Raw genomic sequence first — 26744 nt, forward strand, 5'->3', positions numbered from 1 at the left:
GCGTAAGATTATCCGCATAGTCAAATTATTCTCCGCAAATTATGCGGTGAATGACCACCCTAGTCTCCGCGTCCCCTCAAACCCGAAACCCATTCCGCTTCAAAATCGGCAGCACCCGGTCGCAGAAGAAGGGCAGCTCCCGAGTATAATTCACAAACGAAAGCGCGATGCCTGCATAGCCCTCGCCAGAAATAGCCATCATCTCCTCGGCGATCTTCTCCGGTGTCCCGATCAGCGGATAGCTGCCCGCGCCACCCGCAAAGCGCTGCCGATAACGGTCATACGCATCGGCATCATGAGACCCGGAGAATTCCTTCTTTCCGGCCATATGCGCATCGACCGCCTCGTGATCGGCCATGTCGACCGCATACCGCTTGTAATACTCTTCCGCTTCCGATTGGCTTTCGCGACAGACGACATGGCAGACGGTATAGACGCCGACGTCACGCCCGTTCTTTTCCGCCCGTTCGCGGATATCCACGGCATGCTTTCCCGCATCGGCGATTTCCGAAAACGTCGTGAAAAGATAGTCGCAGCTAGCCGCCGCAAAATCCCTTCCCGGACCACCGAACGCGGCGTTCATCGTCACCGGTCGCGGCGATTGCAGGCTGGCCGGGCGGCTGACGGCGTCCTTCAGTGTGTAGTAGCTGCCGTTGAAATCGAATGGCTGCTCGGGTCCATAGGCTCGCTCGACGATCTCGAGCCACTCCGCCGCCTGATCATAGCCCTTTTCGACCAGCGGTGTGCCGAACATGCCGAACTCCTTCGGATTCCAGCCGCAGACGATGTTGAGGCCGGCCCTGCCGTGGCTGATGTGATCGACGGTCGCCAGCGATTTCGCGGCGTAGAGCGGATGCACGAGCGGCACATGCACGGTCATGAACAAGCCGATCTGCTCGGTCGATGCAGCGAGCGCCGCCGCCCAGGTGAACGTCTCGAACGACCATTCGCGCACCCGGTTCCGCCCGCCAAACCCGCGCCAGCGGGCGATCGGCAGAAGGAATTCGAGCCCGGCGCGATCGGCGATCTGCGCCGCCGTCAAATTGTCGTCCCAGCTCGCCGTCCAGCGCTCCGGTACATCGGTGATCGCCAGCCCGCCATCGGCATTGGTCGAAAAGACCCCGAGTTTCAGCCTGTTCGGCCCCTTGAGCGGATGTGCCTTGATCATGTGGTTCCTCCTCGCCTCTTGCGCCACGCTACGGCGACCAAATAATATTTCAAGTCTAAAATAGATTGCGTCTTCGCAGCGGGCGGGTTTGCATCTATCAATTGGCTGACGAAACGCCGCGATCCGGGGACTTCCATGGCTAATTTCCGCAAGAGCTGCATCGACCGAGAGCCGTTGATCGGCACATTTTCCGCCATCCCGCATCCGGTCGCGATCGAGGTTACGGCGCGGGCCGGTGCCGATTTTCTCTGCATCGACTGGGAGCATTCGCAGATCGGCCGCGAGCGCATCGAGGATCTCATCCGCGCCGCCGACGTGCATCGCGTACCCGCCATTGTCCGCGTTCCAGGCCATGCGCCCGAACAGATTGCGGCCGTTCTCGACGCAGGTGCTGCGGGCGTACTGGTCCCGCGTGTTTCCACGGCGGATCAGGCCAAGGCTGCCGTCATGGCGACGCGATATCCGCCCGTCGGCGAGCGCGGAGTGGGTCCGGGGCGCGCGGCAAATTACGGCTACAGCATTCCCGATTATCTCTCAAAGGCCAACGACGAACTGGTCCTCGCCATCCAGGTCGAGACGTCGGAGGGGCTCGAAAACATCGCCGAGATTGTCGGTGTTGACGGCGTGGACGTCATTTTCATCGGCCCCGGGGACCTCTCGGTATCGATCGGCGCGCTTGGACCGAAGGGAAAAAACAAGCTCGACGCCGCCATCCGCACCATCACGAAAACAGCTCTCGCCGCCGGCCGCACGGTCGGAATTTTCAGGCCGTCAACGGATGATATCGCCGAATGGTCGGCAACCGGCATCAGCTTCTTCGTGCTTGCCAGCGATACGATGTTTCTAGGGTCGGCAGTGGCCGAAAAAACTGCTAATGCACGCAAACTCGCCACTAAGGCCACGGTCGTATAAAATGTAATCATTTCATAGCCTTAAAGCACAACAAAACAACATATCAATACTTCAAAAAGCGAGACTTTTTAAGCTTCAAACTTTTTCCTTGAAATGCTCCCCGTTTTGGATAACGTTCCTAATATAAGGAACAATCCTGACGCTGCGACCGGCCACGAACCGGCGCTTTCGGACACAGCCTTCAAGGGAAATTCATTGTCTTTTCGACCGCAGCAAAGCCCGCCCGTAGCATCGGATCGCTATGCCTTCGAAGGCATTCGCGCGCAGATACGCGACCTCCACACGGAGAACATTGCGGAGCTCGCCATGCGCGCCCGCGAACTCGGCGATGTCATTCCGCTTTGGTATGGCGAAGGCGACATGGTCACCCCAGCCTTCATCCGCGATGCCGCCAAGAAGGCACTCGATGAGGGCTCGACCTTCTATATCCCGAACATGCGCGGGCTCGGCGCGCTCAACGAGGCGCTGTCCGAATACCAGTCCAGACTTCACGACTGTCCGATCCCGATTTCGCGCACGACCGTGGCGCCAGGCGGGATGCAGGCGCTTTATCTCGCGCTCGAACTGCTGGTCGATGTCGGCACCAACGTCGTCTACGTCGCGCCGCAATGGCCAAACATTCACAATGCCATTCACCTGATCGGCGGCGAGCCACGACCGGTGTCGCTCGATTTCGACACCGACTGGCGGCTTGACCTCGACAAGCTCTTCGCCCGCTGCGACGCCCGCACCCGCGCCATCTTCCTCTCCACGCCGTCGAACCCCACCGGCTGGACCGCGACGCGCGCGGAAATGCAGGCATTGCTCGACTTCAGCCGCCGCACCGGCATCTGGATCATCTCCGATGAAGTCTATGGCAGGCTCTATTTCGATGGCAAGGTCGCGCCGTCGATCCTTCAGATCGCCGAGGACGGCGACCGCGTGATTTCGATCAACAGCTTCTCCAAGGCCTGGGCAATGACCGGCTGGCGTATCGGCTGGCTGACGCATCCGTCAGGCGTTGCCGATCAGCTGGCGGCGATGACCCAATATATCAACAGCGGCACGGCCGGCATGATCCAGGCAGGCGCCGTGGCGGCGGTCCGCGACGGCGAGCCGCTGGTCGAGGAAATTCGCCAGAAAATCAAGGCAGGCCTCGACCTCGCTTACGAGAAGCTGCCGCAGATCCCGGGTATGATCCTTCCAGATAAGCCCCGCGGCGGCATGTATGCCTTTTTTGCGCTGGAAGGCGAGGCAGACGCCCGCGCCGCATGCACCCGCATCCTCGAATCCGCACGCGTCGGCCTCGCGCCCGGCTATCTCTTCGGAGACAGCTCGCGCGCCTTCCTGCGCATGTGCATTTTTCGCGATATCGAGCAGATACGCACCGCACTCGACCGCATGGTCGGCGCGATGAGATAACAGCCGCCTCGACCGGCGGCTGACGATATCCCACGGGCGCAACAAACCTGCGGGCAAAACCAGAGGGAGACAAAGAAAATGAACTTCACCCGTCGCAACCTGTTGGTCCTCGCGGCCGCCGTCGGCATTGCCGGCGGAACATCCTTTGCCTATGCCGCCGACACGCTGAACGTCGGCTCCTACCCGAACAACCCGCCCTTCGAATACAAGACCGACAGCGGCTCGTTCGAAGGCTTCGAGGTCGACGTCGTCAATGAAGCCGCCAAGCGCGCCGGCATGACCACCGCGATTGCCGACTACGGTTTCCAGGCACTCTTTGCCGGCACCAGCTCCAAGCGCATCGACGTCGCGATCTCCTCGATCACGATCACGCCGGAACGCCTGAAGTCGCAGTCCTTCACGCAGCCCTATTATGATTCAGACATGGGTGTCGCCACCAAGGACGGCAACGACGTCAAGGGCATAGCCGACCTCAAGGGCAAGATCATCGGCGTGCTCTCGGGCTCGACCGGCGAGAAGTGGGTCAAGGACAACAAGGCCGCCGACGGCTTTGCCGACATCAAGGGCTACAACTCGCAGCAGGACATGTTCCTCGATCTCGGCGCCGGCCGTGTCGACGCCGTCGTCAGCGATGTACCGGGCATGCAGTACCTCTTCGTCAAGATGAAGGGCTTTGCCATCAAGGACCGCATCAAGACCGGCGAACAGTACGGCCTGATGATGACCAAGGATTCGCCGCTGCTCGGAAAGATCAACGACGCGATCACGGCGATGAAGAAGGACGGCACCATGCAGACGATCCACAAGAAGTGGTTCGGCGGCGATGCACCGGCGACATCGTCCACGGTTACCGAAATGCCTATCCCCAAGGCGTGATCAAAAGATCAACCCGCAAATCCATCATGCCGGCCATCCATTGGCCGGCATGATGCCTGACGCTTCGCAACACCCGTAGGAATGCCCATGTCACTCGTCGAAACCTTCTTCAACTACGACGTTCTGATGTCGTCCATTCCAGCCCTTCTCCGCGGCCTCTGGAACACGCTGCTGCTGGGCCTGATGAGCATCGCCATCGGCGTCCCCTTCGGCCTCGTCATCAGCCTCGTCCGTCTCTATGCGCCAAGGCCCTTCCAGCTGATCTCCATCGCCTATATCGACATCCTGCGCGCAACGCCGGTGCTGGTCGTCCTCATCCTGATCTACTATGCGCTCCCCTTCGTCGGCATCAGGCTGACGTCATGGACATCAGCCGTCATGGCCTTCTCGATCGTCATGGCCGCCTATTCCGCCGAAGTGTTCCGCTCCGGCATCGAAAGTGTCGCCAAGGGCCAGTTCGAAGCCGCCGCCGCCCTAGGCCTCCCCTTCCTGATCACCCTCTACAAGGTCGTCCTCCCCCAGGCGATCCGCATCGTCATCCCGCCCATGACCAGCAACTGCGTCTCGATGTTCAAGGACACCTCCCTCGCCTCGACAGTCGCCCTGCCGGAACTCCTGAAAGAAGCGCAGGACGCCCAGGCGCTCTACGCCAATCCGTCCCCGCTGATCGGCGCCGCGCTGGTATATATTATCCTGCTCTGGCCGATGGTTCGGCTGGTGAGCATGCTGGAGAAGCGGTTCAAGAACGAGAAGGCGCATTGAGCGCGCGCTACGTGCCCCGCCCCAATCAAAAAAACGCTCCGTCGCTGCGCCAGTGTGTCTCAGTCCGCCAACCAACTATATCTTATTGCGCTGGCGCGACTGCGGGCGGTGTCCACGAGCCTTCGGTAGTCTCGGACTTTGGCCAATACGCCCTGACGTACAGTGAGAAATCGCTGTTCAGGGGTGAAGGCAGCCAGTTCGCCTCCTTGTCTTTGCCCGGTGAGGCTGGCTGGACATAGATCGTCAACGACCCGTCAGCGTTATAGCGAAGATTCTTGTTCTTCGTTCCAAGCGAATAGCGCTTGAGTTCGTTGGGATTGAAGAAATGATGTTCATTGTAGAGGGTGAGTGACCAGAATCCGTTTACGGGCGGTGTTTGGTCTTTAGCGAAGGTGACGGTGTACCCGTTCTTGCCGTTCAGCCGTGCTCCAGATGCATCAAGGTCCTGATAGAAATACTTTGTTTCGTTCGGCGAGTTCACCAGGATGTTGGACTTTGCCACCGCAGTGCGGGTGAAGTAGTCGGTTCCAAAGGCGGCTTCGTTGGAGATCGTGCTCCAATTATGCGCTAGTTGCTGGCCGTAATTCCGAAACTGGAAAAGCGGATCGACAAGCTGCTCTTCGGCCTCCTTCGCGCCTTCAACCAGGGCTGTCTTCAGCTTTGGATCGCTTTTTGATGCTGCGACAACGGCCAGCACCTGAGCATATCGAGCCTCTTCACCCGGCAAGGGCGGTGCATCGGCGAGAATGGCTGGGAGTTGGTCGAAAAGTTTCTCAGGAAAAACGAAGCGGGACTCAGCCGCGCCGCCTTCCTGCTGTGGCAGGACCTTCATCTTGGCCCAGTCCATGCTTTTCATCACCCCATCAAACTTTGAAAGTGGATAGACCATGACTTGCCGCAGAACAGACTGGATAGCCTTCTTGTCTTCAGGAGTGTCGTCCTGGAATATTCGGGGAGCCATGAAGCCGGTATTGGTCGGCGACCTGAACACCTTGGTTATGCCCTTTGGCACGTCGCCCTTCCAATTTGGGCCGACGAGGAGATAGAAGCCCGGTGTCGTCGCATACATCTTGCCAAGCTGGACGAAGCTGTCCGTCCTCAGATCAACCATTTGATAGACCCAGAACCGATCACCGAAGTCCGGCACTTGAACAACGGCAGGTTCCATGTCCAGAGCAAGAGTACCTGCTCCGTAGACTACGTCTTGATTTGGGCAGGCAACAACTCGCTCTTCCGGCGTGATATAATCCGTCAGCATTGCCACCGTGTTAAGTGGAGCAATCGGGACAGGGCCCGACATCATCGGTTCAGGCACATCTTTGAACGACAGCCGTCGATTGTAGATATTCGCCATCGGCCAGACCCAGAAGTAGGTGTCCTTGCCGATGTGACGGGCATACGCTTCCGTAATTTTGACGCGGGTATCTGGACCGGAGGGCATCGCCGTCTGGAAACCTTGAGAGATGGGTATTGGATCATCTGCCGTGCGGGCCCCCATTGCTCCGACAAACAAACAGCCAAAAACGGAAGCCATGTGAATCCACTTATTCGACATCAGATCGTCCTCCCGCGAACGTTGAATTTCATGTCGATGACCGTACTAGCGGCGATGTGGACATCCTGTCTTTTGGAGGCATGAATGGAAGTACGTTACGGTAAACGTCTGTGTCTTTTGCGGTTCGGACGGCCGCTTTGGGCCATTGCGCGACCCAGGTGTGGGTCGCAGTTCCGCCACAAGCGGTCTCTCATCATCAGAAATGTGCCGGGTCGAAAAATCCAGGGGCACTTGGAAGATCAATCAGACGTTCCTTGAAGCAACGCGCATGTGCGAACCAAACCTGCCATTTGCTATCCGAAGTCTCGGCGGTGATGTTGAGAGGGTCCGGGGATATTGGTTCTACGCCCTGCCCACAGAAGCAACACGGCCCCCAATCAACTTCCATGCGAACGTCGGTCATTTTGCGCCTCTCTAGCAAATCCATGGAGTACCTTTCGAAGGATAATCCCGAAGCGTGGACATTGGGTAATCAAGACCCCAATGGGCCATTTGCGGACGGCCGGGTGCGTCCCCAAGCCAAACGCAAATGACCGACACTATTGCTGTGGCCGTCGAATCTCAATTCAACAGAACAACGCAGTTGGCAAGCACCAAACTCCCGCCCCTACTTAGCCGAACCCTTCCGCTCCACCAAATCCATCGCCGCCAACGACGCGGCATACAAATTCAACCGCGAATAGACCCCAAACGACGAACCGTCGTCCAGAAACCCGCCGCCGGGACCTTCGGTCTCCGTCAGGATCTGATTGGCCTCCTCGAGCGTCAGCGACGGGTAGGCCGCCGTCAGCAAATTGCCGGCTTCCGGCGCCAGCTTGTTGACGTCTTCCTTGACACCGAAGTTCTTCGGATAAACGACCGGCAGGCCGTAGGTCTGCGTCACGTCATAGGCGGCCTGGTTGATGGAGGGGTTGCTGAGCCGGCCGGTGTCGTCCTGCGCACAAGCGCGGATTTCCGCGCCGCAGCCGGCCTTGAGGGCCTCGGTCAGATCCGCCCGCGCAGCCTTCACCGCAGCCTGGTAGTCGTTGATGACGGGAGCGTTCCTCAAGGTCTGCCCCACATAGGTTGGATCGTTCGCAAGCAGATGGGCCAGGTCATAGGTCGAAAGCGTGCGGCCGCCGAGCACGTCCATGGCGTAATGCGCACCCATGAGGATGCGGTCGTTGCCATATTCCGACGCGCGCACGATCATCTGGGGGTATCGGTCGGGCACGAGCACCGCCAGCAGGATAGACCCCATGTAGCCGTAGGTCGTGTGCCCGCTCGGGAAAGAAGGGCTGTCCGTCAGGTTCATGACCGGGCCGCGATTATAGACCGTGTTGTTCACCGGCACGCCGAAATAATCGCGCCCGACGATGGGGAGGATTTGCGGCTCTGTCTGGAAGGGGCGACTGTCGCCGAAGGCGTCTGCACCAGGGGTACCAGCCGGGCGGCCATAGTTTGCGCCGAATACATCGGGCGTGCCGCCGTTCTGCTTCAGGATATCGGCGGCTTCCGGCGAAACCGGCGTCTTTCCGTCAGTCGTGGCATTGGCAAAGAAATACTTGCCCGCATTGGAATCGGAGCCCGTAGTCGCATTGGTGTAGGCGATCAGGTCGGCGATGGCTTGCGATATGCTCGTGAAATGCTCCCGGTCCTGATAATGCGCCCGCGCCACATAGGCGCTGCCCAATGTAGTGCCGAGACCATCGGCCAGCTGAGCCAGGTTACCATCCGTGATATAGGCGTCTCTGAGCGACTGCTGTTGCTGTTCGGCAAAGGGGAGCAAGGTCGGCTGACGGATGTCGCCTGTCTGGATGCCGCCGGTGACGGCGTAATTCGAAGACAATGCGGCCTTTCCGCTCTGCGTCTTTCCAAGCAGGGTCAAGGGCGCCAGCCCCTTCAGCACAGCCAGGTTGGCCGCTGTCTGCGCCTCTCCCGGCGCGACATAACAAAGGCTGAGGCCAAGAGCGACCGCCGCACATTTCAAAATCCGCATCGCTTCACTCCCGTTCGATCCAAGGTGATTGCAAGGTGATTGATGGAGTAACAATTCCTTATGACAATTGATCTGGCAACCGGATTGTCTTGTGTTCGCCGATGGTCGCGCGTGGCCAGTCGCGCCGAAACGGCAGCAGGGCCGAACGCCAAGTCAGCCTCGGCCCATGGACAGGATATCCCGCGCAACCTCGCGGAGATCATTGTTGAGCTGATGATCCCTCTGCTCCAACGTCCGGACCAGGGCATGTGGAATAGCTTTCGCATAGAGATGAACATGGGCCGTGGGCACCTCGGCGTCATCGGCGCCATGATAGAGATAGACGAGAACGCCTGATGGGAGGCGGCCTGAGAGGTCCTTGCAATTCTCGATGTCATCGCTCGGCCATCCGCCCTCACCGACGAAAGGGGCAGCGATGACGAATAACCCGCCGAACCTCGATTTTGGCGCCAGTTCGGCCAGCGCATGGATCAGGATGGTGCCGCCGATAGAGTGGCCGACAAGAATTGCCCCGTCCTCCAATGAACCGAATTCTCGCGCCAGCGCAGCCTTCCAGGCTGGGTAGCTGGGATCGTCTTCGCCGGGCATTCGGGGATAGTGGACAACATAGCCTTCGCCGAGTTCGCTCTCGAGGCTCGCCACGAGCTTGCTGTCCCAGCAGTCATGGACGCCTTCGCCTGCTCCTTGAACGAAGAGGACCTGTCTAGCCATCATGCAATGTTATTCGCCGGAACCGAAGGGCGCAAGACCGGCCTATGCCTGCCTTGTCACAAGCCGTCATTTTATCTAGCGCCCAAGCCGCGACGCTGTTGAAATTTGCCGCGTGGGGGCGATACTCCATTGAATGAAGAAGCCGATGACGCGTCATTCGGGAATTCTGACGGCTTTTCTGTCACTGACCCTCATCAGTGCCGGACCGGCGGACGACGGTCGTTGGTATGCTGGAGACTACTCCTTCTCCGATGAGCTTGGCGGCTTCCGCATCCTGTCGATCAGAGGCTCGGGTACAACAGCCGACCCGATCGAAATCGAGGAGGAACTGAACTCCGCCACCCCCGTCACACTGGTGATCAGGGCCGCGCGTCAAACGCAGCTGCAGAGTGCTTTCCATCTGAGTATCGTCACTCTGAACAGGAGCGGATTGGCCTGGATCGGGTTCGACTTCGAACTACAAGAGATCCTTGGCAAACCAAGCGACTTCTATGACGGCCTGTCGTTTGGCCAGATCCAACCCAATGCCGCGTTCATTTCGTCCAACCGGTTCGACCACTTTGAAAGCCAGTTCGAGCGCTATGACCGGCTGCGCTTCGACGAGGGCCACGTCGACCCCCTGGACCGATCGAAGTTCGGCTTTTTTGTCACCGACGTCACGCCGGTTCCCGAGTTCTACCTGGTAGAGGACCCACGCATACCTTCCACGTGAGCCCTGCCACCCAGCTATTCGTGGATGTCCGGCTCGACGAGCTTTGCGAGATTCCTGAGCGATTCCTGCCAGCCGAGATAGCAGGCCTCGAGCGGAATGACGTCCGGCACGCCCGCTTGCGTTATGTTGACCTCGGTCCCGACCGAAACCTTTTTCAACGTGACATCGACAGCCATTTCGCCAGGCAAATTGGGGTCATCGAATTTGTCCGTATAGCGAAGGCGTTCGTTCGGAACCAGCTCGACATATTCGCCGCCAAAAGCGTGACTCTTGCCCGTCGTGAAGTTCCGGAATGACATCCTGAATGTGCCGCCGACTTGCGGCTCCAAATGATGCACCGTGCAGACAAAGCCATTCGGCGGAAGCCATTTGGCAAGCGCATCCGCCTCCAGAAATGCGCGATAGATCTTCTCCGGGCTGGTCGCCAGCACCCGGTGCAAACGTACGGTATTCGGCATGATCGCAATCCTCCTCTATTGATAGGCTACCTAAGGACGAACGAGGCTTTGCCAATCCGACATCGGATCGATTTGCTGTCAAAATTAATTTGATCAGGCACGAGAAAGCGGGCGACATCCCTCGGCGCATCCAGCGGTACAAACAGTGTCACCGCACCATTAGGCCTTCAATCGAAATCAACGCCGGACAAATGATTGCTGACCGAAGTCTTGACCTCGCCGATGTCCTTCCAGAGCTCGGCGATGACAGCCGGATCCACGTCGGCCATCATATCGCGCAGCCAGCCCTCGTGGGCGGCGGCCATCGTGCCGAAGAGCTTTTCGCCCTTGGGGGTGAGCTTCGCGACGGTAACTCGACGGTCGCCATCAGGCGTCACGCGCAGAACCATGCCGTCCGCTTCCAGCCGTTCGACCAGACCGGTCACATTGCCATTGGTCACCATCGTGCGCTTTGAGAGTTCGCCAAGCCGGAGGCCGTCGCCTTCCCGATAAAGCTGCGCCATCAGGTCGAATTGCGGCAGCGTCGCGCCGAACTCGGCACGCAGCCGACGCCGGACTTCTTGCGATACCAGCTTCGTAGTCGACAGCATGCGCAGCCAGAGCCTGAGCTCCTGCTTTTTGCCTTCCTGCGCGCCCTGGACGATGATTTCCAGATCGACAGTTTCGCTATCCGCCTCGGCCATGATCCTGCTCAAATCCTGCATCGCTAACCTTGTCCCATGGTCTACGAAGCAATATTTGAAATGTCAAAGGTTTCGCGATTCTCGGTCTGCGACGGCAGTGGATTGCCTCACTTGGCGAGCATTTTGGCCAGCAGAAAGCCCGACCCGGCCCCTGTTCCGGCTCCCGGCCAAGTGGACGCACCGCACATGTAAAGCGAGGCGACGGGGGTCTTGTAGCGCGAGTATCCGGCGACCGGGCGAAACAGGAAATTCTGGTCGAGGTGATGACTGCCGGAGAGATTGTCACCGCCAATAAGGTTCGGGTTCTCTCGTTCCAGATCGACAGGCGAAAACACCGAGCGACCCAGTATCTTGCCCCGCAATCCAGGCGCATAGCGCTCGATGATGTCGAGCACGCGCTCCGCATAGGCTTCCTTCGCCTCGTCCCAGTTCCGAGCCGTTATCTCGCCGGCCGTATCGCCATGGAACTCCGCCGGAAGCACGCGCACCTGCACCCAGAGCACGTGCTTCCCTTGAGGCGCCCGCGACGGCTCGATCGCCGTCGGCTGTCCGACGACCAACGCGGGTTCGGCAGGCAGAAGTCCGCCGGCCGCCTCCGCATAAACCTTCGACATCATCTCGAAATCCGGCGCGATATGGACATAGGCGAATGACTTCAGCGCGTCGCCTGCCGCCCAGTCCGGCAATCCGTCCAGCGCCAGATGGATCATCATCGTGCCCGGTCCGGCGCGGAAGCTGCTGATCTTATGGTCGAATGCGTCGCGCTTCGGATCGCGATCGAGCATCTTGCCGAACAGGTTCTTCGGATTGACATTGGCGATCACGGCGCGCGTCGCCTCGATCCGGCGGCCATCGGCGAGGATCACACCCGTCGCCTTGCCACCCGAAGTGACGATCCGGTCGACCGATGTCCCGAGCAGCAGCTCGCCACCCTTGTCTTTCAAAACGCCGGTCATCGCCTTGACGATCGTATCGGCGCCGCCTTGGCCGATGACCATCCCGAACGCCTGGTTCGCCATGGATTCGAGGTAGGGAAACAGCGCGCCGCCGGCGATATCGGGGGCGAAATCGAGATGCAGTCCCCAGGCGCCCATCATCGCTTTCAGCTTGGCATTGCGGAACCTCGCATCGAGGAAATCGCGCGGCGAGGCAAACAGCAGCCGCGCCGTGTCGTATATCCACCCCGTCCCCTTCTGGCGCCACGCATTCCACAGGACTTTCGCTGCGGCAAAGGACGGCATCGGCGAGCCGAGCAGGCCGAAAATATGCGGCGCATCCGAACCGAACTCCGACAGCATCGCCCGCCACGCGGCAGCATCGTCAGGCGAAAGCGCGGCAATCCCGATCACCGTCTTTTCAAGATCCGTGCTGACACCGAGATAAGTCCCGTCGCGGAATACGCTGGCAAAGCAATCCGCAGCCGGTGCGAAGCCGAGGCCGTTTGCCAGCAGTTCCTGCTTGTAGGCGGCAAAGAAGGGCGAACCCGCGAACATCGAGAGGTTCATGGCACAGAGGTCGTGGCGAAATCCGGGGAGCGTCACTTCGCGCGTCCTGACCGCGCCGCCGGGCTCCGAATTGCCCTCGACGACAGCAACCTTCCAGCCCTTCGCGGCCAGATGTATCGCCGCCGCGAGGCCATTATGACCGGCACCCACCACAACAGCATCGAAGCGCATCACCCGACCCCTTCCATCTCATTATTTTTATTCGCACATGCATACATTTTGCATGGAAGGCTTCAAGGGCGCGGGGACAAAAATCACTGCGGTAGTCTTCTTTCGGAAACGCGGCGAACGATGCCTACGATAGTAGAATGCCCTGATTTGCTGGACTGTCAGCCAATTTGATGCGTTCTCCCGGCGATCGAAAAAGCCCGAATATGCCGTCCCTCGAATGCTTGCAATATCATATGTTGTGACATACGCTCCCACGATCCAGCCGCCGCGCACGGAGAAATTGCAGGCAGCAAAATGTCTCATCCGGGGGCGCTGGCCTTTTCGTCAAGGGGAACATCGTCATGACTTCCAACACTCTCGCCAGCCTGGCCACGGCCCTGATTTCCGGCTCCATCAAGGTCGTCGACCTGACTGCGCCGCTCGGGCCTGAAACACCTGTCCTTTACCTGCCGCCGCAGTTCGGCAAGAACACGCCGAAGGTCAAGGTTCACACCATTTCGCACTACAACGAGGACGGTCCGTTCTGGGCCTGGAACTGGCTGGAACTCGGCGAGCACACCGGCACCCACTTCGATGCGCCGAGCCACTGGATCACCGGCAAGGACAACCCCAACAACACGACCGACAAGATTCCACCGCAGAACTTCGTCGCCCCGGTCAACGTCATCGATCGTTCGAAGGAAGCAGCCGCAAACCCGGATTACCTCTTGACCGTCGACAGCATCAAGGAATGGGAAGCCGAAAACGGCGACATCGAACCAGGAAGCTGGGTCGTCCTGCGTACTGACTGGTACAAGCGCAACGGCTCGACCGAAACCTTTCTCAATGCCGACGAAAACGGCCCGCACTCTCCCGGCCCGACAGCCGAGGCGATCGAATATCTCCTCACGAAGAACATCGTCGGCTGGGGCTCGGAAACCATCGGCACCGACGCAGGTTCGGCCGGCGGCATGAACCCGCCCTTCCCGGCCCACAACCTGATGCACAAGAACAACCGCTACGGCCTCGCCAGCCTCTGCAATCTCGACCAGCTTCCGGCCAAGGGCGCAGTCCTAATCGCCGCCCCGCTGAAATTCGTCGACGGCACCGGCTCGCCCGTCCGCGCACTGGCGCTGGTCGCGAAGTAGGATAGCGACACGCTCGATCGTCCCCTCTCCCCGCCTGCGGGGAGAGGGCTAGGGTGAGGGGCGGGGCGGATCGCAGTTGCCCGCTCCAGGCCAAATAACGAGAGGGTAGCAAGTTGGCAGTTGCCCACTCCAGACCTCATGGTGAGGAGGCCCAAAGGGCCGTCTCGAACCACGAGGGCTGGCCCCAAGGTCAACCGCCCGCGTAAACGATAAACATCGGCGCAAGCGCCCTCGCCCTTCGAGGCAATTCTTCGAATTGCACCTTAGGATGAGGGCTCAACGTCATCCATCGACCTCTTTCGGAGCCGCCGCATGAGCGACCACGACTACATCATCGTAGGCAGCGGCATAAATGCCTTGGTCGCCGCGGCCATGCTCGGCAAGAAGGGCCGCAAGGTCCTCGTCCTGGAGCGCAACGACCGCATCGGCGGCTGCTTGCGCACCGAACAAGTCACCGAGCCCGGCTTCCTCCACGACGTCATGGCGACGACGATGGTCCTGTTCCTGACCTCGCCGGCCTACGCCGCCCTCGGCAAGGACCTCGAAGCCCAAGGCCTCGAATTCGCCCACGCCGATCTGCCGACCGGCGTGCTACGCCCCGATGGCTCCAACGTCATCTTCGCCAAGGACCGCCAGCGCAACATTTCCACCTTCGACGCATTGTCTCTGGGCGACGGCCAGGCGTTTTCGCGGGAGATGGACAAGCTCGGCGCCGATGCCCCCTTCCTGTTCTCGCTGCTCGGTGGCGCACTCTGGTCGGGCAGCACCCTGAAGACGGTCGCCAAGCAAGGTTGGGGTCGCGGCCTGCGCGGGCTTGCAGGCTGGTTCGGCGACGCGCTGACGCCGGCCCGCGCCTACCTCGAAACCACATATAAGTCGGAAGACGTGCAGGCGCTCTGGGCCCCTTGGGTGCTGCACTGCGGCCTTGGCCCCGAGGCTGCCTATTCCGCCGAAATGCTGAAGGTCATCGGCTTTGCCATCGAACTTGCCGGCTGCCCGGTCGCCAAGGGTGGCGCCTCGTCCCTGGTTGCAGCCTTCGAACGGCTGATCGCCCACCAGGGCGGCGAAATCCGAACCGGCGCCGATGTGGAGAAGATCATCGCCGGAGCCGCCAACCGCGCGAGCGGCGTCCGCCTCGCAAACGGCGAAACGCTCAACGCGACTTCAGGCGTTATCTGCTCGACCACGCCAAACCAGCTTTACGAACGCCTGCTGAGCCATTGGCCTCAGCCGCTCCCCGCCGCGATCAAGGAGAGCGTCGCCAAATACCGCTACGGCAAGGGCAACATGCAGATCCACTACGCGCTCTCCGAGCCGCCGCGATGGAAGGCAAATCCCGAGCTCGGCAAAGTCGCCCTGCTGCATCTGACCCCCGGCCTCGATGGCGTCTCCCGAGCCAGCAACGAATGCGAGCGCGGCCTCCTGCCGGCGGTACCTTCCATCTGCGTCGGCCAGCCCGTTTCCTTTGACCCGACCCGCGCGCCGGAAGGCAAATCGATCCTCTGGCTGCAGCTTCCAGAAGCGCCCCGCCACATCAAGGGCGATGCCGCGGGCGAGATCGAGACCCCTTCCGACGGACGTTGGACCGAGACGATACGCGAACGATACGCCGACCGCATCGAAGCAATACTCGCAGGCCATATCGAGAACTTCGCCGACATCAAGCTCTCCCGAAAAGCCTATTCCCCCGCCGATCTCGAGGCGATGAACATGAACCTTGTCGGCGGCGATCCCTATGGCGGTCACTGCGGATTGGATCAGTTTTTCCTCTGGCGGCCCTTTAAGTCTTCTGTTAACCACCGCACCCACATCGAGGGCCTCTACCATATCGGCGCGTCGGCGCATCCGGGGCCTGGACTTGGTGGAGGCTCGGGTTTCCTTCTCGCATCCTCGCTGAAATAGGAGACGCATCTTACATGGAGGAACGGTTTTCAGGCGTGGTGCTGAGACGGAAAGATGACGGCTATGACGCCCGCCCGACCATGGGCGAAATCGGCCTCAACCACTTCGCCCCCTATCTCATGAACCGTCTTATGGCACGCTGGAACGCCAACATGGCGGAAGAGCTGAAGGAACTCGACATCTCCACAGCGAAGATGCGGGCGCTCGCCGTCCTCAGCGTCTCCTCCTCCGTGACCATCAACGAACTGTCGATTTTCGCCGTCACCGAGCAGTCGACCATGAGCCGCACGCTGGATAGCCTGGAGACCCAAGGCTACATCCGCCGCCAGCCCCGCCCCGAAGACATGCGCATCCGCGACGTCAGCATCACCGAAGAAGGCCGCGCAGCATTCGAACAGGTCTGGCCCGCCATGTACGACCGCCTCCTCCAGATGTTCGACGGCGTAGAAGAAGCCGAATACCGCATGTTCATATCAACGCTGCACAAGATCCTGCACAATATCAGGAAGCATGAGATTTGAGCGATCACCTCCCCCTTGATGGGGGAGGTCGCGCGGAACGCGCGGGTGAGGGTGACAGTTGCGTGTCACACAAGATCACCCCACCCCGGCACTTCGTGCCGACCCTCCCCATCAAGGGGAGGGTGAAGAATCACAGTGTCCCCACCGCCTTCTCCATTCTGGCTGTTCATCTCGGCACTTCACGAAATCAGCAAGCGCGAGATTTGACGGACCACCTCCCCCTTGATGGGGGAGGTCGCAGCGAAGCTGCGGGTGGGGGTGACGGTTGGGTGTCACAAGGATCACCCCACCCCGGCATTCGTGCCGACCCTCCCTCTCAAGGGGAGGGTGAAGAATCACAGTGTCCCCACCGTCTTCAGCGCGCCATCCAGCGCAATGCCATTCTCATCCAACAAGGCCGCCTGCCGCAGCCGCTTCATCCAGGCGGCGCCATCCTCGCGCTGCGCTAGTGTGGGCAACGCCGACATCACCCGGTCGAATTTCGACAGGCCGCGGGCGTGGGTGTCGGAGTAGCCTTTGACCAGGCGACGGTTGTTGAGGACTTCAACGGCGAGATCGTAGTTTGAGGCAAGCAAACCCGATGCAGCCGAGAGCCAGGCTTCGCGGTGGTCTGTCTCGCGGGAGTGACGAAGTGTTCCCCGGCGGGTGCCGCGCAGCGCGGAGACGGCGTAGAGGCTGAGGAACCAGAGAAGCGTGCCCGTCTTCACGCGCCGTCCCTTGTTGACGATCCGGTCAAGCCGGGCAAACAACGACGGCCGGTTTTCGATCCAGAGGCCGAGCCGTTTCGGCAGCGTTCCGCAGACCTCCTCCATCCGCGGGTGCATGTATTCCGTCATGTAGACGATCTGGTCGGCCTTGGCGCCGACCTCCTTGCGGACCCGATCGAAGCGCGAAGCGCGGACCTTGAGATCGGCGACCCGGATGACGTCGTCATAGGCCATGGCGACCGCGACATATTTGGCGGCCTGCACGGTGAAGGCGAAACCCTTGCCGGCACCGCCGTTTTGGCGGTCCAGCGCATGGAGCGCTGCTACCCGCGTCAGGTATTCGTCGCCATATCTAGGGTCCTGGAAATCGGTGAGCTTCTTGGCACCCGCGTAAAGCAGCGGCTGCGCCTCCTCCGGAAACTCCGCGCGGATGCGGTGGACTATTCTGTCGAGATCGGGATGGCCGGCAGTATCCGGCATCGTGTCGAAATGCTTGTGCGGGGTTGCCGAGACGACGTCGTTCGGCTTGCCCGTCGCCCGCTCGAACGCGGCGTTGAATGCCCTGAGGCTGGGCTCGATACCCTTGCCGCCGGCGCGGATCATCGCCTCGAAGGCCTGCTTGCTGAACGGCAAAGCGCCCGAGGCGGCAAGCGCGCCGAACATCGACGCCGAAATGACGCTGCCATTCTTCAGCGCCAATGTTTCCATGTCGAAGGCGATGGTGCGCTTCGCGGCAAAATCGGTGGCATCGACGACGACGGCCGGATTGCCGATGCCATCGCCCGGCTTCTCCTTTTCGCCGACAGCAAAGGAACGGTGCGTCGAGGCGATCAGCGTCGTGCGATCAGGCGTAACGAGACCGCGCAGCACGGAACGGCCAGCTTCCATCAGCTCAGCCGCGAGCACGATATCGACATCGCCCGGTGTTGGCATCAGCGCAAAGATCGGCTTCAGGCCATCTCGAGCCGGTAGAAGCTCAAGGTAATAGATCGTCGCACCGGTACGCTGGGCGACGCCCGGAACCGAGGTCGTCTGCGCCATCCAGCCCTCGGCTTCGGCAAGCCCGACGATCCAGTCGGCAAGGACGCCGCCGCCCTGCCCGCCCATCGCAAGGATGGCAATGCCGATCGGCTTGTCGGTCGAGAGGCGGATGGGTCCGGTGTTTGCCACGGGCACGTTCTCGTTCATGGCGCTCTCCTCAATCCGCAAAGACGACGCGGCTTGCCTGACGGCGAGCCTGCAGCCAGCCGATGACAGCGCTGCGCATGCGCGCCGCGAAGCGATCCCAGCCAGTCGGATTGTGGATGATGTCGGCGCGATAGAACGACGGACAGAGCACGGCGGCCTCGGAAACCTCGCCGCAATTGCCGCAGCCGACGCAGCTGTTGTCGATCGAGGCGACCGGATCGTCCCGCAGCGGATCGTCGGTATGCTTGACCGACAGCGACGGACACCCCGAAAGCCGGATGCAGGCATGATCGCCGGTGCAGACGTCCTCGTCGACCCCGAAGCGCTCCTTGACCATGCGCTTTCCGTCCTTGACCGCCTGGTTGAACAGCGGCTTCACGCGGCGCTGCTTGTTCAGCATGCATTCGGACGATGCGACGATGATCTTCGGACCCGGCTCCTTCGTGGTCAGCGCCTCGCGCAGCGTATCTCGCATCTTGGCGACGTCGTAGGTGCGGTCGATCTGGCGAACCCAGCCGGCGCCGATGCCCTTGACCGCATTGACGATCGAGTTGTTGGTCTTGCGACGCGGATTTTCGGCGCGCGACGACAGGATGTCCTGGCCGCCCGTGGCCGCCGAATAAAAATTGTCGACGACAAGGATGACGCCGTCCTGTTTGTTGAACACCGCGTTGCCGACCGAGGTCGCAAGGCCGTTATGCCAGAAGCCGCCGTCGCCCATGACCGAGATCGACCGCTTGTCCGCCTCCACATTGAAGGCGGAGGCCGAAGCCGGCCCGAGGCCGTATCCCATCGTCGTGCCACCGATGTTGAAAGGCGGCAGGATCGAGAACAGGTGACAGCCGATATCAGCCGAGACGTGGTGCTCGCCGAGCTCCTTCTCCACCAGCTTCATCGCCGCGAAGATCGGCCGTTCCGGACAGCCGATGCAGAAACCGGCCGGCCGCGGCGGCACCACTTCCGCCAGCGCCTTCACCTTGGGATCGTTGAGGATCGGTGACGGATCGGGCAGCGGCGGCTGGTTGCCCAGCAGCACCCGCGCATGCGTCTCGAGAAAGGTCTTGATCCCGCGCATCAACACCTGCGTGGTGTATTCGCCACCCATCGGCAGCGTATCCTTGCCCGCAACCTTCGTCTGGATATCACGGCGGCGAAGGATCGTGTTCAACGACTGCTCGATATACTCAGGCGCGCCCTCCTCGACCATCAGCACGGCCTTCTTGTCGGCGCAGAACGCCGCCATCTGGTCGTCGATCAGCGGATAGGCGACGTTAAGGACATAAAGCGGCACCGAACAGTTGCCGTAGACATCGGCAAGACCCAGCTGCTGTAGGGAGCGCATGACGCTGTTGTACATGCCGCCCAGCAGGATGATGCCGACATCACCTTCCGAGGGACCGAAATATTCGTTGAGCTTGCGCGTCTTAATGAACTCGACGGCAGCTGGCCAGCGCTGCTCGAGCTTCTGCTTTTCGTGGATGAAGGTCGCCGGCGGCAGCACGATGCGATTAACGTCGCGAACAGGATTTTCCAGCGCCTGCCGAAGCGTATAAGGCGGCCGCTTGTTGTCCTTCGCCTCGAACTGACCGTGGACGTGACAGCTCCGGATGCCGACCTGCAGCATGACAGGCGTGTTGGAGGCTTCCGATAGCTCGAAACCGGCCTCGACAGCCTCGACGATCGACGGAAGGTTGGGACGCGGATTGAGCAGCCACATCTGCGACTTCATCGCATAGGCATGGCTGCGCTCCTGCATGATCGAGGAGCCTTCGCCATAGTCCTCGCCGATGATGATCAGCGCGCCGCCGGTGACGCCGCCGGACGAGAGATTGGAAAGCGCATCCGAGGCAACGTTGGTGCCGGCCGTCGATTTCCAGGTGACCGCCCCACGCACCGGATACATGACCGAAGCGGACAGCATGGCAGCGGCTGCCGCTTCCGAGGCGGAGGTCTCGAAATGAACGCCGAGATCCTCCATGACATCCTTGGCGTCGGCCAGAACATCCATCAGATGCGAGATCGGCGAGCCTTGATAGCCGCCGACATAGGCGACGCCGGACTGGAGCAAAGCCTTGGTGATCGCGAGAATTCCCTCGCCGCGGAAGATGTCGCCCTGTCCGAGCTTGAGGTCCTCGACTTCACGCGCAAATGAACGTTCGGCCATCGCAATTCCCCTTCGCCTTTCGTGAGGCGTTTTATTCAATCATTTGCAAAATCATATTTCGACCGTCATCCCACTGTCAAATAACAAATGAGTATTTGATTACCCACTGGCCTGTTTCCTCCGCGCAGGCCGCTTCATCATTATATGCTATAGCATATATTTTCACAATTTGGATCATCGGCCAGCTGATAGGCGCCGATTGTCCGCTCCTCTAAATTTGCGAAACCTCAGAGAATCCGCTTGCCGGTTGGAAATGCTTATTTTAAGATTAAAACATTCCGAAAATAAATCGCCAGCGGCAGGCCGGCTCGTGCCTTCTTGTCGCTGAATAGGGGAACGGAGTGCACATGACGACGCTTACTCGGCGCCAGGCCTTGAGCCTTGGCGCGGCTACTTTCATTACCGGGATTCTCGCGGGACGGACCATCGTCGAGGCAGCGGACAGCAACACGCTGACCATCGCTTTCAACGTCAACCTGCCGGCTTTCGATCCGACCACCGGCCCGTCCGCCGTCAACCCGACCATCCAGGCGATCTACCGCTCGATCTTCGACCAGTTCATCGCGCAAGGGCCGGACCTGAAATTCCAGCCGGGCCTTCTGACCAAATGGGGCTGGAACGACGACAAGACCAAGGTCTGGATGGACGTCCGCGAAGGCGTCACCTGGCATGACGGTTCCAAGTTCACGCCTGAGGATGTCGTCTGGTCGCTCAACCGCGCCGGCGACCAGAAGGGCGGCAATCCGATTTCATTCATCTGGTCGACCGCCAACAACTACAAGGTCGAAGGCAACCGCATCACCGGCGATGTCGTCCGCTTCGAGCCCACCTATTTCAAGTGGATGGCCTTCCTCACAGGCTACGTCCTGCCGAAGGATTATTACACCAAGGTCGGCGCGGAAGGCTTCGAAAAGAAGCCGATCGGAACCGGTCCCTACATGGTCGACGCCTATGAGGGCAATTCCTTCCTCCGCCTCAAGGCCAATCCGAACTATTTCGGCGGCAAGCCGGCCTTCGAGACGGTCATCTACAAGTTCGTTCCAGACACGACGAGCCGCGTCGCCGAAATCGAATCCGGCTCTTCCGACGTCACGCTCGAGATTCCCTACGAGGATTTCGACCGGCTGAAAAAGAAGAAGGGCTTCGCCGGCGTAGCAACGCCAGTGTCCGACATCGGCATGATCTTCATCAGCAATGTCGATCCGATGCTGGACAAGAATGTCCGCCTTGCGGCCAATATGTCGATCGACAAGGAGGCCATCATCAAGCGCCTGCTGCGCGGCTACGGCAAGCCGCTGTCGACGCTGGAAGCGCCGGAATACGACGCCTACGATCCGTCGATCAAGATCCCCTACGATCCTGAGCAGGCAAAGAAGCTGCTGGCCGCCAGCGGCTATTCGCCGGAAAAGCCTGTCAAGTTCACGATCAAGACCACCCGCGGCTTCAAGCCGAAGGACTATGAGATGATCCAGGCGATCGTCGGCATGTGGCGCAAGGTCGGCATCGAGGCGGAAATCGAGGTCTACGAGATCGCCAAGCACTATGAACTGCGCGCCGCCCACCAACTCGGACCGGCAGCCTTCTACAACTGGGGCAATGCCATCGGCGACCCGACGACCTCGACCGGCTTTGCCATGTTCAGCCCCTCGCCACACTCGGCCTGGAAGACCAAGGATGTCGACGACATGCTAGGCCCTCTCTGGGGCGAAAAGGACGAGGCCAAACGCATCGCTGGCTGGAAAGCCGCCGACAAGTATATTGCCGAGCAGGGCTACGTCATCCCGCTGCTGCAATACGCCCAGCCGATCGTCTACAAGACCAGCGTCAAGGTCACGCCGAACGTATCGGGGGCATTGCAGGCGACGCTGGTTTCGAAGGCCTGATGATTCGGAGCAAGTGTCCGCCCCTCGATTAACCAGGGAGTCCGGACTCGCGGCTTTCTCCACCTCCCCCTTGATGGGGGAGGTCGCGGCGGAGCCGCGGGTGGGGGTGACCAGCGGCATCGGTGGGCGCAGCAATCACCCCACCCCGTCGCTTCGCGCCGACCCTCCCCATCAAGGGGAGGGTGTTAACAGCCCACCGCCCACGATACATTTGTCGCGATCGATGCGGCTGGAATTGAGTGTTTATGCTAGCAGTCTCCATACTCAACCGCCTGATGATGGCCGCCGCCACGCTGTTCGGCGTGGCACTGATCGTCTTCGTGCTTTTGCGCGTCGTCCCCGGAGACCCGATCGCGATGATGATCTCGCCGGGCGCGACCCCCGCCGACATCGCCGCCCTCCGCGCCCATTACGGTCTCGATACCACCCTGCCCGTGCAGTTCGGCATCTGGCTCAAGTCAGTCGTCTCAGGCGATTTCGGCACATCGATTTCGCTCAAGCGCGACGTCCTCGGCCTGCTTGGCGACCGGCTCCCCGCAACGCTGGAGCTTGCGGTCGCGGCCCTGGTCCTCGCTGTCATATCAGGCGGCCTTGTTGCGATAGCAGGTACCCTCGCCCGCCGCACGCTTCTCGAGCCCATCATCGATGGCCTCAACGGACTGTTTCTCGCAGTCCCCGATTTCGTCTGGGCGCTGGCTCTGGTCCTCGTCTTCGGCGTGTTCCTGCCAATATTTCCACTGTCCGGGCGCATCGACCCGAGCACGGAAACGCATTTCGCCACGCCATTCTATCTCATCGAAAGCCTCGTCACGTTCCAGTTTGCCGTCTTTGCCGATATCGCCGCCCATATGGTCATGCCGGTGCTGGCGCTCGGCCTGCCGCTCGCAGCAATCATCGCCCGCGTCCTGAAGGCGGCACTGTCGGAGGCAATGGTGCAGGACTACATCCTGCTCGCCCGGCTGAAGGGCATGTCGAACCTGCGGCTCGTGCTGCAGGAGGCCCTGCGCAATGCAGTCGGCCCGACGATCGCGTTGACCGGCGTCCAATTCACCTTCCTCATCGGAGGCACTGTCATCGTCGAGCGCATCTTCGCCTATCCGGGCATCGGCAACATGGCGATCGACGCCGTTATCAATCGCGACCTGCCGCTAATCCAGGGCCTGGTGCTGGTCTTCGGCGCGCTTTTCATCGTCATCAACTTGGCTGTCGACTTACTGGTTGCCGCGTTCAATCCGAGGCTCGCGCATGGCTGAAGTGATCGCAACAGGCACGCCGAGACCGCGGTCTCGAAACTCAAAAAGGGCGCGCGCCCTGTTGTCGGAGCCGAAGGTCGTCTTCGGCGGCGGCTTCATCCTGTTTTTGCTCATCCTCGCGATCTTAGCGCCCTGGATCGCGCCTAAAAATCCGCTGGAGCAGGACCTGATGTCCGGCACTCTGCCGCCCTTCTGGGTCGACGGCACCGATCCGAATTTCCTTTTGGGTACCGACGATCTCGGCCGCGACGTGCTCTCGCGGCTCATCCTCGGCTCGCGCATCGCCCTTGTCGTTGCCTTCGTGGCGGCAAGTCTTGCCGCTGTCATCGGCACCCTTCTCGGCCTCGTCGCCGGCTGGTACGGCGGCTGGATCGACAAGGTCATCTCCCGCCTCGTCGATATCTGGATGGCCTTTCCGCCGGTACTGCTCTCGATCCTGCTGGTCGCCGTCTTCGGCTCCGGTGTGCATTCGGTCATCGCCGCTATCGTCATCATCGACTGGACGCGCTTTTGCCGCGTCGTCCGTTCGGAAACCCAGGCGCAGGCCCAGATGGACTATGTCACCGCCGCCCGCACCATCGGCTTCTCGCGCATCCGCATCCTCTTCAGCGAGATATTGCCTAATGTCGCACCGGTGCTGATCGCCCTCGTCAGCCTCGAAATGGGCATCGCCGTCATCGTCGAGGCGATCCTCTCCTTCGTCGGCCTCTCCGTCTCATCCGATACCCCAACCTGGGGCGGCATGATCGCCGAGGGTCGACAGATCATCTATGACGGCTGGTGGGTGCTCGCGGCCCCGCTCACCGCCCTCTTCGCCACCGTACTCGCCTTCAATCAGCTCGGCGATGGCCTCCGCCGCGCCCTCGACCCAGTGATGCGCCGATGAGCCAGCCGCTGATCTCGATCTCCGGCCTCAGTGCCGTATCAGACCGCGATGCGGGCGCACCGATCCTGCGCGACGTATCGCTGGCGCTCGAACGCGGCGAGGTCCGCGGCCTTGTCGGCGAAAGCGGCGCCGGCAAATCGACCATCGCCAAGGCACTGCTCGGCATCTTGCCGCGCACCGTCCGGGTCACCAGCGGCGCCATCACGTTCGAAGGCCGCGATCTGTTGCGAATGCCGCCAAAGCAACTACGCAACATAATCGGCAGCGAAATCTCGCTGATCCCGCAGGACCCGCAGACCGCGCTGAACCCCGGGCGCCGCATCGAAGGTCAGTTGACCGACGGGCTTCGCCTCAAGCGCGGCCTGTCCTCAAAAGACGCACGGCATCGCGCACTTAAGCTGCTGGAAGAAGTCCACATCCGCGACCCTGAACGCGTGCTCGGCTGCTATCCGCATGAACTTTCAGGCGGCATGCGCCAGCGTATCCTCATCGCCGCCGCCTTCGCGCTGGAGCCGAAGCTCGTGGTCGCCGACGAGCCAACGACAGCCCTCGACGTGACGGTGCAGAAGCAGATCCTGCGGCTGATCCGCGGCCTGCAGGAAGCCCACGGCACCGCCGTCATCTTCGTCACCCACGACCTCGGCGTCGTCGCCCAGATCTGCGATACGGTCACCCTGCTCTACGCCGGCAAGGTCATCGAACAAGGGCGCACCGCCGACGTGCTCGCGAACCCGCATCACATTTACACCCGCTCATTGATCGCAGCCGGCCCGCGCTACGACCGCCCGAATGCGGGACTGACCCCCGTGCCTGACGATGTTTTCGCCGAACTGCGCCGCGAAATCGCCATCAGCGACGGGAAGGAGGCTCGCCATGTCTGACGATCTCCTCACAGCGTCAGGCATCGAAGTGACCTATGGCGGACGGCGCACGCTTTCCGGCCAGCGCGTCGACGGCGTCAAAGTGCTGCACGGCGTCGATATCTCGATCCGTCGCGGAGAAACCATCGGCATCGTCGGCGAAAGCGGCTCCGGCAAGACAACTCTCGGCCGTGCCCTGCTGAAGCTCATCGATATCTCCTCGGGCAGCATCTGCTTCGACGGCACCGATATCACCCATCTGCCGGATACACGCATGCGTCCGCTTCGACGTCGGATGCAGATGATCTTCCAGGATCCGATGGCATCGCTCAACCCACGCCACACGATCCGCCGTATCCTCGTCGAGCCCTTGCTCCTGCACGGCGTCGCGAAGGATGCAAAGGCCGCCGAGCGCCGGGTCTCCACCATCCTCGAGCGCGTGACGTTGCCGCAATCCTGCCTCGACCGCAATCCACACGAACTGTCAGGCGGCCAGCGCCAGCGCATCGGCATCGCCCGGGCAGCACTGCTCGAGCCGGATTTCGTGCTCGCCGACGAAATCGTCTCCGGCCTCGATGTCTCGACGCAGGCACAGGTGCTGAACCTGCTCAAGGAACTATCCACTGACCTCGGCCTGTCGATGGCCTTCATCAGCCACGACCTCTCCGTCATCCGCGCCATCTGCAACCGCGTCTATGTCATGCGCAACGGCCTGGTTGTCGAGGAAGGCCCCTGCGACCGCGTCTTCGCAGATCCCGCTTCCGGCTACACCCGCATGCTGCTCGACGCCATTCCGCTTCCGGAAGTGGATCCGGAATGGCTGGGTCGAGGCATGGAGAGTGATGAGAGAAAAACCCCTCCCCAACCCTCCCCACAAGGGGGAGGGAGCTAGTGGTTTGATCGAGACAAAGGAGTCCGATTTAGGATTCCAATTTTCGCATGAATATGCGACGGTCCTGCATGCGCACAGGTGTCACATTTGAGGTTTCCGCTGCCGACCGGGTTCGGCTGAACGCAATCGTTTCGGCAGGCAGCTCGCCGCAAAAGCATGTGTGGCGGGCGAAGATCATCTTGATGACCGACGAGGGTCTGGGAACGGTCGCGATCATGGAGGCGACGGCTAAGTCGAAGACCTGTGTCTGGCGTTGGCAGGAGCGCTTCATGACGGAAGGCGTAGACGGCCTTTTGCGCGACAAAAGCCGGCCGCCCGGCATTGCGCCGCTTGAGGTTGATCTTGTCGACCGGGTTGTTGCTCTGACGCAGGAGCCGCCCACGCAGGAAGCCACTCACTGGACGGTTCGTGCGATGGCAAAGGCTGTGGGGATTGCGGCGTCCTCAGTCGTCAAGATCTGGCATGAGCA

General features: G+C 60.9%; 23 protein-coding genes. 14 read left to right on the plus strand and 9 right to left on the minus strand.

The features are described from left to right. Nucleotides 1–76 precede the first annotated feature (76 nt). On the minus strand, nucleotides 77–1168 hold the full coding sequence (locus CPY51_RS14730; protein WP_111160932.1) for an LLM class flavin-dependent oxidoreductase: 1092 nt from the start codon (nucleotides 1166–1168) through the stop codon (nucleotides 77–79). A 135-nt stretch (nucleotides 1169–1303) separates the two neighbouring features. On the opposite strand from CPY51_RS14730, the gene CPY51_RS14735 reads away from it, so the two are divergent. The 4 genes from CPY51_RS14735 to CPY51_RS14750 all read left to right on the plus strand — a co-directional run bounded on the left by CPY51_RS14735 (nucleotide 1304) and on the right by CPY51_RS14750 (nucleotide 5119). Then, a complete protein-coding gene (locus tag CPY51_RS14735) occupies nucleotides 1304–2080 on the plus strand; it encodes an HpcH/HpaI aldolase family protein (protein ID WP_111160933.1) in 777 nt (258 codons plus the stop codon). A gap of 195 nt (nucleotides 2081–2275) precedes the next feature. Further along, nucleotides 2276–3481: a pyridoxal phosphate-dependent aminotransferase gene (locus tag CPY51_RS14740; protein ID WP_244598670.1), complete on the plus strand. Its 1206-nt coding sequence runs from the start codon at nucleotides 2276–2278 to the stop codon at nucleotides 3479–3481. 78 nt (nucleotides 3482–3559) lie between these two features. Continuing rightward, nucleotides 3560–4357, plus strand: coding sequence for an ABC transporter substrate-binding protein (locus CPY51_RS14745; RefSeq protein ID WP_111160935.1), 798 nt, complete (start codon nucleotides 3560–3562; stop codon nucleotides 4355–4357). Nucleotides 4358–4444: 87 nt separating this feature from the next. Beyond that, the gene (locus tag CPY51_RS14750) at nucleotides 4445–5119 is read left to right on the plus strand and encodes an amino acid ABC transporter permease (RefSeq protein WP_111160936.1); all 675 of its coding nucleotides are present in this window, start codon (nucleotides 4445–4447) and stop codon (nucleotides 5117–5119) included. A gap of 82 nt (nucleotides 5120–5201) precedes the next feature. On the opposite strand, the gene CPY51_RS14755 is transcribed toward CPY51_RS14750, so the two are convergent. From CPY51_RS14755 to CPY51_RS14765, 3 genes are all read right to left on the minus strand, one after another. Then, entirely contained in the window at nucleotides 5202–6674 is a 1473-nt protein-coding gene (locus CPY51_RS14755; RefSeq protein ID WP_111160937.1) for a DUF1254 domain-containing protein, read from the minus strand. A gap of 607 nt (nucleotides 6675–7281) precedes the next feature. After that, the gene (locus CPY51_RS14760) at nucleotides 7282–8652 is read right to left on the minus strand and encodes a phosphatase PAP2 family protein (protein ID WP_111160938.1); all 1371 of its coding nucleotides are present in this window, start codon (nucleotides 8650–8652) and stop codon (nucleotides 7282–7284) included. 153 nt (nucleotides 8653–8805) lie between these two features. Continuing rightward, a complete protein-coding gene (locus CPY51_RS14765; RefSeq protein WP_244598671.1) occupies nucleotides 8806–9366 on the minus strand; it encodes an alpha/beta fold hydrolase in 561 nt (186 codons plus the stop codon). A gap of 142 nt (nucleotides 9367–9508) precedes the next feature. On the opposite strand from CPY51_RS14765, the gene CPY51_RS14770 reads away from it, so the two are divergent. Beyond that, nucleotides 9509–10075, plus strand: a complete 567-nt coding sequence (locus CPY51_RS14770; protein WP_244598672.1) for a hypothetical protein — start codon at nucleotides 9509–9511, stop codon at nucleotides 10073–10075. 14 nt (nucleotides 10076–10089) lie between these two features. Here the strand turns inward: CPY51_RS14770 and CPY51_RS14775 are convergent, their stop codons facing one another. The 3 genes from CPY51_RS14775 to CPY51_RS14785 all read right to left on the minus strand — a co-directional run bounded on the left by CPY51_RS14775 (nucleotide 10090) and on the right by CPY51_RS14785 (nucleotide 12895). Beyond that, the gene (locus CPY51_RS14775) at nucleotides 10090–10533 is read right to left on the minus strand and encodes an SRPBCC family protein (RefSeq protein ID WP_111160939.1); all 444 of its coding nucleotides are present in this window, start codon (nucleotides 10531–10533) and stop codon (nucleotides 10090–10092) included. Nucleotides 10534–10700: 167 nt separating this feature from the next. Beyond that, nucleotides 10701–11237, minus strand: coding sequence for a MarR family winged helix-turn-helix transcriptional regulator (locus tag CPY51_RS14780; RefSeq protein ID WP_420820695.1), 537 nt, complete (start codon nucleotides 11235–11237; stop codon nucleotides 10701–10703). 86 nt (nucleotides 11238–11323) lie between these two features. Continuing rightward, nucleotides 11324–12895 (minus strand): phytoene desaturase family protein, encoded by a 1572-nt coding sequence (locus tag CPY51_RS14785; protein ID WP_195909522.1) that lies wholly within the window; start codon nucleotides 12893–12895, stop codon nucleotides 11324–11326. 338 nt (nucleotides 12896–13233) lie between these two features. Here CPY51_RS14785 and CPY51_RS14795 point away from each other — a divergent pair, with 338 nt between their 5' ends. The 3 genes from CPY51_RS14795 to CPY51_RS14805 all read left to right on the plus strand — a co-directional run bounded on the left by CPY51_RS14795 (nucleotide 13234) and on the right by CPY51_RS14805 (nucleotide 16442). Then, nucleotides 13234–14019 carry a cyclase family protein gene (locus CPY51_RS14795; RefSeq protein WP_111160942.1) on the plus strand — a complete coding sequence of 262 codons (786 nt, stop codon included), beginning with the start codon at nucleotides 13234–13236 and terminating at the stop codon, nucleotides 14017–14019. A 312-nt stretch (nucleotides 14020–14331) separates the two neighbouring features. Further along, complete coding sequence (locus CPY51_RS14800; RefSeq protein WP_111160943.1) at nucleotides 14332–15921, plus strand: phytoene desaturase family protein; 1590 nt, start codon at nucleotides 14332–14334, stop codon at nucleotides 15919–15921. A gap of 14 nt (nucleotides 15922–15935) precedes the next feature. Continuing rightward, nucleotides 15936–16442, plus strand: coding sequence for a MarR family winged helix-turn-helix transcriptional regulator (locus CPY51_RS14805; protein WP_111160944.1), 507 nt, complete (start codon nucleotides 15936–15938; stop codon nucleotides 16440–16442). Between the two features lie 335 nt (nucleotides 16443–16777). On the opposite strand, the gene CPY51_RS14810 is transcribed toward CPY51_RS14805, so the two are convergent. After that, a complete protein-coding gene (locus CPY51_RS14810) occupies nucleotides 16778–18337 on the minus strand; it encodes an indolepyruvate oxidoreductase subunit beta family protein (RefSeq protein WP_111160945.1) in 1560 nt (519 codons plus the stop codon). Between the two features lie 10 nt (nucleotides 18338–18347). Next, entirely contained in the window at nucleotides 18348–20501 is a 2154-nt protein-coding gene (locus CPY51_RS14815) for an indolepyruvate ferredoxin oxidoreductase subunit alpha (protein WP_111160946.1), read from the minus strand. 347 nt (nucleotides 20502–20848) lie between these two features. Between CPY51_RS14815 and CPY51_RS14820 the strand changes: the two genes are divergently transcribed. From CPY51_RS14820 to CPY51_RS14845, 6 genes are all read left to right on the plus strand, one after another. Further along, nucleotides 20849–22384, plus strand: coding sequence for an ABC transporter substrate-binding protein (locus tag CPY51_RS14820; protein WP_111160947.1), 1536 nt, complete (start codon nucleotides 20849–20851; stop codon nucleotides 22382–22384). A gap of 245 nt (nucleotides 22385–22629) precedes the next feature. Then, nucleotides 22630–23637 carry an ABC transporter permease gene (locus tag CPY51_RS14825; protein ID WP_111160948.1) on the plus strand — a complete coding sequence of 336 codons (1008 nt, stop codon included), beginning with the start codon at nucleotides 22630–22632 and terminating at the stop codon, nucleotides 23635–23637. Further along, nucleotides 23630–24523, plus strand: coding sequence for an ABC transporter permease (locus CPY51_RS14830; RefSeq protein ID WP_111160949.1), 894 nt, complete (start codon nucleotides 23630–23632; stop codon nucleotides 24521–24523). Before CPY51_RS14825 ends, CPY51_RS14830 begins: the two co-directional genes overlap by 8 nt. Then, nucleotides 24520–25404: an ABC transporter ATP-binding protein gene (locus tag CPY51_RS14835; protein WP_111160950.1), complete on the plus strand. Its 885-nt coding sequence runs from the start codon at nucleotides 24520–24522 to the stop codon at nucleotides 25402–25404. Before CPY51_RS14830 ends, CPY51_RS14835 begins: the two co-directional genes overlap by 4 nt. Beyond that, the gene (locus CPY51_RS14840; RefSeq protein ID WP_111160951.1) at nucleotides 25397–26275 is read left to right on the plus strand and encodes an ATP-binding cassette domain-containing protein; all 879 of its coding nucleotides are present in this window, start codon (nucleotides 25397–25399) and stop codon (nucleotides 26273–26275) included. Before CPY51_RS14835 ends, CPY51_RS14840 begins: the two co-directional genes overlap by 8 nt. A 68-nt stretch (nucleotides 26276–26343) precedes the next feature. Then, nucleotides 26344–26744 (plus strand): helix-turn-helix domain-containing protein (locus CPY51_RS14845; RefSeq protein ID WP_146260129.1); only part of this gene is annotated, 401 nt, incomplete at its 3' end.

The sequence above is a fragment of the Arminella tubonensis genome (genome assembly GCF_003240585.1).
GTDB classification, from domain to species: domain Bacteria; phylum Pseudomonadota; class Alphaproteobacteria; order Rhizobiales; family Rhizobiaceae; genus Rhizobium; species Rhizobium tubonense.

Coding starts and splice junctions, on each gene's coding strand:
- CPY51_RS14730 (WP_111160932.1), bottom strand. CDS start 1,168: ATGATCAAGGCACATCCGCTCAAGGGGCCGAACAGGCTGAAACTCGGG.
- CPY51_RS14735 (WP_111160933.1), top strand. CDS start 1,304: ATGGCTAATTTCCGCAAGAGCTGCATCGACCGAGAGCCGTTGATCGGC.
- CPY51_RS14745 (WP_111160935.1), top strand. CDS start 3,560: ATGAACTTCACCCGTCGCAACCTGTTGGTCCTCGCGGCCGCCGTCGGC.
- CPY51_RS14750 (WP_111160936.1), top strand. CDS start 4,445: ATGTCACTCGTCGAAACCTTCTTCAACTACGACGTTCTGATGTCGTCC.
- CPY51_RS14755 (WP_111160937.1), bottom strand. CDS start 6,674: ATGTCGAATAAGTGGATTCACATGGCTTCCGTTTTTGGCTGTTTGTTT.
- CPY51_RS14760 (WP_111160938.1), bottom strand. CDS start 8,652: ATGCGGATTTTGAAATGTGCGGCGGTCGCTCTTGGCCTCAGCCTTTGT.
- CPY51_RS14765 (WP_244598671.1), bottom strand. CDS start 9,366: ATGATGGCTAGACAGGTCCTCTTCGTTCAAGGAGCAGGCGAAGGCGTC.
- CPY51_RS14770 (WP_244598672.1), top strand. CDS start 9,509: ATGACGCGTCATTCGGGAATTCTGACGGCTTTTCTGTCACTGACCCTC.
- CPY51_RS14775 (WP_111160939.1), bottom strand. CDS start 10,533: ATGCCGAATACCGTACGTTTGCACCGGGTGCTGGCGACCAGCCCGGAG.
- CPY51_RS14780 (WP_420820695.1), bottom strand. CDS start 11,237: ATGCAGGATTTGAGCAGGATCATGGCCGAGGCGGATAGCGAAACTGTC.
- CPY51_RS14795 (WP_111160942.1), top strand. CDS start 13,234: ATGACTTCCAACACTCTCGCCAGCCTGGCCACGGCCCTGATTTCCGGC.
- CPY51_RS14800 (WP_111160943.1), top strand. CDS start 14,332: ATGAGCGACCACGACTACATCATCGTAGGCAGCGGCATAAATGCCTTG.
- CPY51_RS14805 (WP_111160944.1), top strand. CDS start 15,936: ATGGAGGAACGGTTTTCAGGCGTGGTGCTGAGACGGAAAGATGACGGC.
- CPY51_RS14810 (WP_111160945.1), bottom strand. CDS start 18,337: ATGAACGAGAACGTGCCCGTGGCAAACACCGGACCCATCCGCCTCTCG.
- CPY51_RS14815 (WP_111160946.1), bottom strand. CDS start 20,501: ATGGCCGAACGTTCATTTGCGCGTGAAGTCGAGGACCTCAAGCTCGGA.
- CPY51_RS14820 (WP_111160947.1), top strand. CDS start 20,849: ATGACGACGCTTACTCGGCGCCAGGCCTTGAGCCTTGGCGCGGCTACT.
- CPY51_RS14825 (WP_111160948.1), top strand. CDS start 22,630: ATGCTAGCAGTCTCCATACTCAACCGCCTGATGATGGCCGCCGCCACG.
- CPY51_RS14830 (WP_111160949.1), top strand. CDS start 23,630: ATGGCTGAAGTGATCGCAACAGGCACGCCGAGACCGCGGTCTCGAAAC.
- CPY51_RS14835 (WP_111160950.1), top strand. CDS start 24,520: ATGAGCCAGCCGCTGATCTCGATCTCCGGCCTCAGTGCCGTATCAGAC.
- CPY51_RS14840 (WP_111160951.1), top strand. CDS start 25,397: ATGTCTGACGATCTCCTCACAGCGTCAGGCATCGAAGTGACCTATGGC.